This is a genomic window from Rubrivirga sp. (assembly GCF_049648075.1).
In the GTDB taxonomy this organism is placed as follows: domain Bacteria; phylum Bacteroidota; class Rhodothermia; order Rhodothermales; family Rubricoccaceae; genus Rubrivirga.
This window is the reverse complement of record NZ_JBARYR010000017.1, coordinates 1-7616: the sequence shown is the minus strand read 5'-3', so window position 1 is coordinate 7616 and position 7616 is coordinate 1. Positions and strand designations below refer to the sequence as shown.

The 7616-nt window shown below is 69.7% G+C and carries 6 protein-coding genes and 1 pseudogene; 2 read left to right on the top strand and 5 right to left on the bottom strand.

Annotated features, from left to right (window positions below; all coding sequences use genetic code 11):
* Positions 1–323 (bottom strand): annotated as a pseudogene (locus WBA11_RS00590) (hypothetical protein); the annotation flags it as partial.
* Positions 324–460: 137 nt separating this feature from the next.
* Between WBA11_RS00590 and WBA11_RS00585 the strand changes: the two are divergent.
* Positions 461–1615: a tetratricopeptide repeat protein gene (locus tag WBA11_RS00585; protein ID WP_424518792.1), complete on the top strand. Its 1155-nt coding sequence runs from the start codon at positions 461–463 to the stop codon at positions 1613–1615.
* A 133-nt stretch (positions 1616–1748) separates the two neighbouring features.
* Positions 1749–2909: a cystathionine gamma-synthase gene (locus WBA11_RS00580; protein ID WP_424518791.1), complete on the top strand. Its 1161-nt coding sequence runs from the start codon at positions 1749–1751 to the stop codon at positions 2907–2909.
* 196 nt (positions 2910–3105) lie between these two features.
* On the opposite strand, the gene WBA11_RS00575 is transcribed toward WBA11_RS00580, so the two are convergent.
* The 4 genes from WBA11_RS00575 to WBA11_RS00560 all read right to left on the bottom strand — a co-directional run bounded on the left by WBA11_RS00575 (position 3106) and on the right by WBA11_RS00560 (position 7416).
* Positions 3106–3570, bottom strand: a complete 465-nt coding sequence (locus WBA11_RS00575; RefSeq protein WP_424518790.1) for an MOSC domain-containing protein — start codon at positions 3568–3570, stop codon at positions 3106–3108.
* A 51-nt stretch (positions 3571–3621) separates the two neighbouring features.
* Positions 3622–4431 (bottom strand): DUF547 domain-containing protein, encoded by an 810-nt coding sequence (locus WBA11_RS00570; protein ID WP_424518789.1) that lies wholly within the window; start codon positions 4429–4431, stop codon positions 3622–3624.
* A 30-nt stretch (positions 4432–4461) separates the two neighbouring features.
* On the bottom strand, positions 4462–5157 hold the full coding sequence (locus WBA11_RS00565; RefSeq protein ID WP_424518788.1) for a DUF1573 domain-containing protein: 696 nt from the start codon (positions 5155–5157) through the stop codon (positions 4462–4464).
* Between the two features lie 156 nt (positions 5158–5313).
* Entirely contained in the window at positions 5314–7416 is a 2103-nt protein-coding gene (locus WBA11_RS00560) for an alpha-ketoacid dehydrogenase subunit alpha/beta (protein WP_424518793.1), read from the bottom strand.
* Positions 7417–7616 lie beyond the last annotated feature (200 nt).

The following is a 7616-nucleotide window of genomic DNA, read 5'->3' as shown; positions in this document are numbered from 1 at the left end:
GCCTGGAAGGCGCGGGCGACCTCGAGGGTACGACGGGCGGTGTCGAGCCACGACTCGCCGTCCCCCGCGAGACCGAGAACCGACACGTGCCACGGGTCGCCGCTGTGGAATCGGTCACCGTGGGCGTCGAGGGTCGCTGCGGGGTCGTCGCCCTCGGCCAGGCGGCCGGCGGGCGCGATAAAGCGCTGGAGCATCCAGGCGTGGTCGCCGGAGCGGTGCCGGGCGTACTCCCCGACGGCGGCCTCGAGGTCGAGGGCCGCGGGCGGGAAGAGTCCGGCGTAGTCGACTAAGCCGTCGAGGAGGGCGTGCGCCGCGGGCGTCATACGTCAGTTTCGATGAGAGAGGCATGGGCCAGCGGACCCAATGCGCTAGTTTCGGCGTGGAAGGGCTTACGACCCACCCGGGCTGCCTCATGATCCACGAGGCCCCGTTTCTGATGCGATCCACCCGCCACGCCCCCATGCGTTCCCGCCTCCTTACCGTCTCCCTCTCCCTCGTCGTCGCCTTGCTGGTCGGCGGCGCTGATGGGTGTTCCTCCGACCCCAACGTCGAGGGCGCCAAGCTCGACCTCAACAACCGCGACTACGACCGCGCGCTCGAGAACCTCGACACGGCCCTCGAGACCGACCCCCAAAACGTCGAAGCGCTCCTGCTTCGCGTCGAGGTGCTCCGTCAGCAGTACGAGAACACGCCCGGCGCTCAGCCCAAGCAGGCGTTCCTCGATGCCAACTTCGCCGACATGGTTGCGACCGTCGGCCGCGCCGAGGCTGCCGCTCCCGAAGACCCCGACGTCGACAACGCCGCGCTGAGCGTGTGGGCGCTGGCCGTCAATGCTGGCAACGATATCGTTCGCACGCCGGACGCCGACGCCTTAGCGGCGGTCCCCTATTTCGAGCAGTCCACGGTCCTCATGCCGGACTCGACGCAGGGCTACCTCGGCCTGGGATTGGCGTACCTCCGCGCCGGTGACGCCTCGCTGGCTGTCGCTCCGTTGGAGCGCGGCATCGCCGTCAACGACAACGACCCGCTCCTGGCCTACTACTACGGGCGCTCGCTCGTCCTGGCCGAGCGTTCCTCGGAGGCGGTGACCTTCCTCGAGGGCGCGCAGGCGCAGTTCCCCGGTGACGAGGACATCCAGACGATGCTCCTGAACGCCTACACGCAGTCGGGCCGCACCGAGGACGCGGTCGAGCGCTATGCCGAGGCCGCCGAGCGCGACCCGAGCAACCCGACCATCGCCTACAACTACGGCGCGCTCCTCCTGCAGGTCGAGCGCTACGACGAGGCCATCGGTCAGCTCACGCGTGCTACGGAGCTCGCGCCGGACAACTCGGACGCCTTCTACAACCTGGGCGCCGCGTTCCAGAACCGCGCCGCCTCGTTCAACGAGGAGGCCAACGAGACCGAGGACACCGACGCCGCGAACGCGCTCATCGGCCAGCGCGACGAGAACCTCGAGGCCTCGCTTCCGCCTCTCATGCAGGCCCGCACGTTGGCGGCCGGCACCGAGAGTGAGGCGGGCGTGTGCGACGCGCTCTTCCGCGTCTACACCCAGCTCGGCCGCGTCGACGACGCCGAGGGCGTCTCCGAGTGCGCCGGCTTCTCGATGGACTAGGAGCACCCGCTCGACCCCATCTGCGGGGGCGTGGCTCGGCCGCGCCCCCGCTTTTTTGTTCACCCAGGCCGCACACGATCGCAGGAAGCCTGGCGGTCCCCGCCTCGTCCTCGAGGTCGACACCTCCCAGACCATGTCCACTCCAACACAGGGCTTCGGCACGCGCGCCGTCCACGCCGGCCAGATGCCCGACCCGACGACCGGCTCCATCATGACGCCGGTCCACTTTACGAGCACCTTCGTCCAGGCCGCCCCCGGCGACCACCAGGGGCACGAGTACGCCCGAGTGTCCAACCCGACGCGGTCCGACCTCGAGGCCAACCTCGCCTCCCTCGAGGGCGCCGAGCACGGGATCGCGTTCGCGTCCGGCGTCGCGGGCATCGACGCGATCCTGCGTCGGCTCCGTCCCGGCGACCACGTCGTCTCGACGAACGACCTCTACGGCGGGACCTACCGCTTGATGCGGCAGATCTTCGAGCCGTACGGCATCGAGTTTACGTTCGCTGACCTATCAACGGCCGACGACCTCGACGCGGCGATGACAGACGCGACGAAGCTGGTCTGGATCGAGACGCCGACGAACCCGCTGCTCCGCGTCTACGACATTGAGGCGCTCGCCCAGGCCGCACAGGCTCGGGGCGCGTCGGTCGCGGTCGACAACACGTTTGCGAGCCCGTACCTCCAGCAGCCGCTGGCGCTCGGCGCGGATATGGTGTTGCACTCTACGACCAAGTACATCGGAGGCCACAGCGACGTCGTCGGCGGTGCCGTGCTGACCTCGAACGAAGAGTGGGCCGAGCACCTGCGGTTCCAGATCAAAGCTGTCGGGGCGGCTCCGGGGCCGATGGACAGCTTCCTGCTGCTGCGCTCGACCAAGACGCTCCACCTGCGCATGGAGCGCCACTGCGCCAACGCTCGTACGGTCGCGGACTTCTTGCGCGGTCACGGCAAGGTCGGCCGCGCGCTGTACCCCGGCTTCGAGGACCATCCCGGCCACGAGATCGCAGCGCGTCAGATGCGCGACTTCGGCGGCATGGTGTCGCTCGTCCTCGAGGACGACACGGTCGAGACGGCGGTCCGCCTGATGCAGAACACCAAGGTGTTCGCGTTGGCCGAGAGCCTGGGTGGCGTCGAGAGCTTGGTTTCGCACCCAGCCTCGATGACGCACGGCTCGATCCCGGCCGAGGTGCGCCACGCGGCGGGCTTGCCGGATGGGTTGGTGCGGCTGAGCGTCGGCGTCGAGGACGTGGACGACTTGGTCGAGGACCTGGACCAGGCGTTGGCGGCGCTGTAAGTCCGTCCTCGAGGTCGGGTTGGCCTCGAGGACCGCGAGCTCAATCGTGTGAGTCATCCCCGCGCAGGCGGGGACCCATGCAGCGCGGCCCGGGGCCTCGAGGTGTCAACCGGCACCGCTCCCCTCACCAGGCTCTCCCACAGCGGACGTTGGGGGCGGCTTCGAGCGAGGCCGCAAGACGTCCCGCGGGACGTCTCTACGCTCCGATGACCTCGATGCGGTCGCCGGGGCGGACCGTTCCCTCTCGGAGAACACGGGCGTACCAGCGCGTCTCGTCCGGCGCGCGGTCGGGTTTGATCCGCTTAAACTGGCCGTCGGCGAACGACGCCTTGATCGTATTGCAGGGCTCGACCCGTTGCGTCAGTTGCAGCCGCGCCTCTCCGACCTCGAGGACGGTGTCGACCTCGAGGGCGGGCCAATCGAGGCCGGCGACGGTCAGGTTCTCGCCGATCGAGCCCGGGTAGATCGGGTGTCCCTCATCCTGAAGTCGTTGGATGAGCTCGAGCGGAAACAAGCACACCGCGCGCTCCGGCCCGCCGTGGACCTTCGGGTGGTTGACGCCGTCGCCCTCGAGGGCGGTCGTGCCGACGTGGGCCGATGGAACGGGGAGCTTGGGAACGCCGCCGTTCGAGACGTTGACCTGGAGAACGCGAGCGGACATTGGAGTTCGGGGACCGGGACCGTCCCGACGCGCCCTCGAGGGCGCGCGTTCCTACCGCCGGTTGATCGTCCAGTCGTAGGCGAACGAGACCGACCGGTCGCTGCGGAGTTGAGCCGCCGACTTGCCCGCGAGCCTGGGCCGGAACGCGCTCCGCCTCGAGGACGGCATCGCGGCCAAGATCGCGTCGCCCAGGTCCTGACCGGCCTCGAAGTCGCTCGCGAACCAATCGAAAAGCGACGAGACAACGACGCGGCGGCCGTCGACGCGGGCGGCGCGGTCCGAGCCGGTCCAGGCCGAGAAGGTGCGGTCGAGGTCGCGGTCGAGTGTCGACGACCGGAACGCCCGGCGCTGCAACGGTGGGCACGAGATGGCCGCGCAGTTGAGCGCCGCGTGGATGCGCGCGTCGAGCCGGCTCGGACGGAGCGCGCGGAGGGATCGAGAGACGGCCGCACCGTCGACACGACTTTGGCCGCGCAGGATGCCGTGCTCGAGTTGGTTCAGCGTCATCGACAGCCCCGCGACGCGGACGGGCGTCTCGAACAGCTCGTCGAACAGGTCCGCCCGCTCGATGTGGGTCGCGCGCGGGTGATCGAGGACGCGGTCCAGGACGTGCGCGTTGTAGGCGTTCACGAGAAACGCCGTCTTCTGGGCGTCGGAGCGTAGCGCGCTCGGGCTTTGGCTCGCGATCGCAGCCAGAGCCGCATCGAGGTCGGCGCGCGACGAGCCGGCGAGCCGGCCGTAGTCGACCCGGCCGGTGCGGTCGACGGTCGCATCCAAGACGCGGCCGAGCGGGCCTTCGACCGAAGACTGAGCGACGGCGGTCGATGCGAGAACGAGCGAGAAGAGCAAGAGTCGGATCATACCCTGCTGACACCTCGAGGGCGCGTCCTCTTACTCGACGCGGCCCACGATGCGCAGCCGCTTGACGGGCTCGTCGGCGTCGGTGGTCACGACCTCGAGGTCGATCGACACCTGACCGTCGGCGTCAGGGACGGGGTTCTCGACGGTCACGAACAACCCTCGGAGCGCGTCCGGAAAGATCGGCCGCGGCGGCATGACCACCTCCACGCCGTCCGGCGCGTCGACGCGCTCGATGCGGACCGGCCGGTCGCCGACATTCGCGAACTGGAACGACGTCTGGAGCGGCTCGCCCGGCGGCACCGTCCCGGCGTCGGCCTCGAGGTCGCGGAAGGCGAGCGACCCGACGCGCGTGCCCGTCCGCGCCAAGGCGGACTCGACGACGCCCTCGATGCGGAGCACCGTCGACTGGCCATCCTCGGTCGCCACGAAGATGGTCTTGTCGAACGGGCCGGGGCGTCCCGCGGGGTCGTACACGACCTCGAGGACGCCTCCTCCGCCCGGCTCAACAGCCGTCTCGGTCCACGTCGGAGTCGTGCAACCGCACGCGGCCTCGACACGCCCGATCCGGAGCGGGGCGTCGCCGTCGTTCGTGAACTCGAAGGTGTGCGCGACCGGGCCGTCGGCCTCAGAGAACCGGCCCATGTCAACCGTCTCGGCCTCGAAGGCGAGGCGCGGCTGAGCGACGGCGGCAGTCGAGAGAAGGAGAAAAACGAGGAGCGATCGCATCGAGGACGGGGACGGAAGGGATCGAGGAGTCCCAGGCGGAGAGGCAAGGTCCGGCCTCGAGGACACGGAACTCGATTCGGACATGGCGGAGCGACGAACGGGCGGAGGACGGCAGATCGCCTGTCCCTCCGCCCCCTCCATCCCACAACATCGCTCCTAGAACGACAGCACCTCGCGGGCGGCCTCGAGGACGTCGGCGTCTTGGGGCAGGACCGCCTTCTCGAGCGCGTCCGCGTAGGGGATCGACGAGAACGCGCCGGCGACGCGCTTGACCGGCGCGTCGAGGTCGCCAAACGCGGCGTCGGAGATCTGGGCGGCGATCTCGGCGCCGAAGCCCATGAACTCGTGGTCCTCGTAGGCGACCAACACGCGGCCCGTCTTGCGCGCCGACTCGAGGACGGTCTCCGAATCGAACGGCATGAACGAGCGGACGTCGATGATCTCGACGGAGACCCCCTCCTTCTCGAGCGCCTTGGCCGCGTTGATCGCCTTGTAGACGATGGCGCCCCAAGTCACGATCGTCAGGTCCGTGCCCTCGCGCGTGACGGCCGCCTTGCCCAAGGGCACGAGGTAATCGTCGTGCGGCTCGGGCCGGCGGGCCGGTCCCTGGCGGTAGAGCGCCTTGTGCTCCAGGAACAGGATCGGGTCCTCGCCACGGATCGCCGTCTTGAGCAGGCCCTTGGCGTCGGCCGCGTTCGACGGCATCACGATCTGGAGCCCGGGGAAGTGGCCGAACATGGCCTCGACGTTCTGGCTGTGGCACAGGCCGCCGTGGATGTAGCCGCCGGCCGGGACGCGGATGACCATCGGGCACGCCCACTCGCCGTTCGAGCGGTAGCGCATCGAGGCCACCTGGTTGCGGATCTGCTGCATCGCGGGCCAGATGTAGTCCGCGAACTGGATCTCGACGACGGGCTTGTACCCGGCGCACGCCAACCCGACGGCGCTGCCGATGATCGAGTGCTCCGCCAGCGGGCTGTTGAAGCAGCGCCCCTTGCCGTACTTCTCCGTCAGCCCGCGAGTAGCGGTAAACACGCCGCCCTTGCCACCGCCGACGTCCTCGCCGTAGACCAGGACGCGGTCGTCCCGGCCCATCTCCTCATCGAGGGCGTGGTTGATGGCGTCGACCATCACGATCAGGTCGCCGGCCTCGCCCTCGAGGTCGTACGTCCTCGAGTCCTCGCCTTCGTAGTAGACGTGGTCCGTCGCGGTCGCCGGGTCCGGGTCGGGCTCGGCCTCGACGGCCCGAGCGAGCAGGTCCACCTCCTTCGCGATCTCAGCGCGCATGGCCTCGACCTCGTCGTCGGTCATGATGCCGGCCTCGACGAGGCGGGCGGCAAACTGCGGGATCGGGTCGCGGGCCGCGTCGGCGTCGATGGACGACTGCTCGCGGTACTTGCGGTGGTCGTCCGAGGACGAGTGCGGGAGCAGGCGGACCAGGTCGGCGTGGAGCGCGACGGGTCCCTTTCCAGCGCGGATGTGCTCCATCGCGGCGCGAGCGGCGGCCTCCGACTGGAAGAAGTCGGTGCCGTCGTAGCGGATCCGCTTGAGGCCAGCGTAGCCGCCGAGCAGGTGCCAGATCGAGCCGCCCGCGGTCTGCTCCTCGACCGGGACCGAGATCGCGTACTTGTTGTCCTGGATGTGGAAGAGGACCGGAAGCGCTTCCCGGGCCGCCCAGTTGAGAGCCTCGTGGAAGGCCCCCTGGCTCGTCGAGCCCTCGCCGCCCGAGGCGTAGACGGCGCGCGTCGGGCCGTCGGTGTCCTCGCGCTTGACGGCGAGCGCGAACCCGACCGCCGGGACGTACTGCGCCGCCACCGACGACGACGTGCTCAGGATGTTGAGCGCGCGGTGCCCGAAGTGCTCCGGCATCTGGCGCCCTCCGCCGAACGGGTCGCTGGCCTTGCCGAAGTGCGCCTGCAGCACCTCGGTCGGCGTGACGCCGACGGTCAACGCGGTCGCGAGGTCGCGGTAGTAGAAGCAGAACCAGTCTTTTCCGCCCTCGAACTGGCGCGCGACGGCCGTCTGGCTCGCCTCGTGGCCGGCGCTCCCGATGTGGAAGAAGCCCTTCCCCTGCTTGAGCAAGGTCAGCATCTTCTGGTCGAGCCGGCGCGACATCATCATGGTCCGCATGACCTCGCGGAGCTCGTCGGCCTCGAAGTCCTCCGGTCCCAGGACAGCGACCTCGAGGTCGCCTTCGATATCACCGGCGGGGTCGTCCGCCTTGCCCGGGTCGGTCTCGACCTCGAAGGCGTCGTCCACCTCGGCCGTGATGGAGTCGTCGACGTCGGCCTCGACAGCCTCCGTGTCGAGCGGTTCCGCTTCGACGAATGCGGCCTCGAGGTCGGACTCGGCAGAAGGCGTCTCGACCTCGACGGGTGCGGCGGACGCGTCGGCCTCGAGGGCGCGGGTCGGCGCCGTCTCGAGCGTGGCGGGCGCGTCGGCCTCGAGGGCGCCTGCGG

Bases quoted from the DNA above. Each gene is read 5' to 3' on its own strand.
- WBA11_RS00570 (WP_424518789.1), bottom strand. From the start codon at position 4,431: ATGATCCGACTCTTGCTCTTCTCGCTCGTTCTCGCATCGACCGCCGTC.
- WBA11_RS00565 (WP_424518788.1), bottom strand. From the start codon at position 5,157: ATGCGATCGCTCCTCGTTTTTCTCCTTCTCTCGACTGCCGCCGTCGCT.
- WBA11_RS00585 (WP_424518792.1), top strand. From the start codon at position 461: ATGCGTTCCCGCCTCCTTACCGTCTCCCTCTCCCTCGTCGTCGCCTTG.
- WBA11_RS00575 (WP_424518790.1), bottom strand. From the start codon at position 3,570: ATGTCCGCTCGCGTTCTCCAGGTCAACGTCTCGAACGGCGGCGTTCCC.
- WBA11_RS00580 (WP_424518791.1), top strand. From the start codon at position 1,749: ATGTCCACTCCAACACAGGGCTTCGGCACGCGCGCCGTCCACGCCGGC.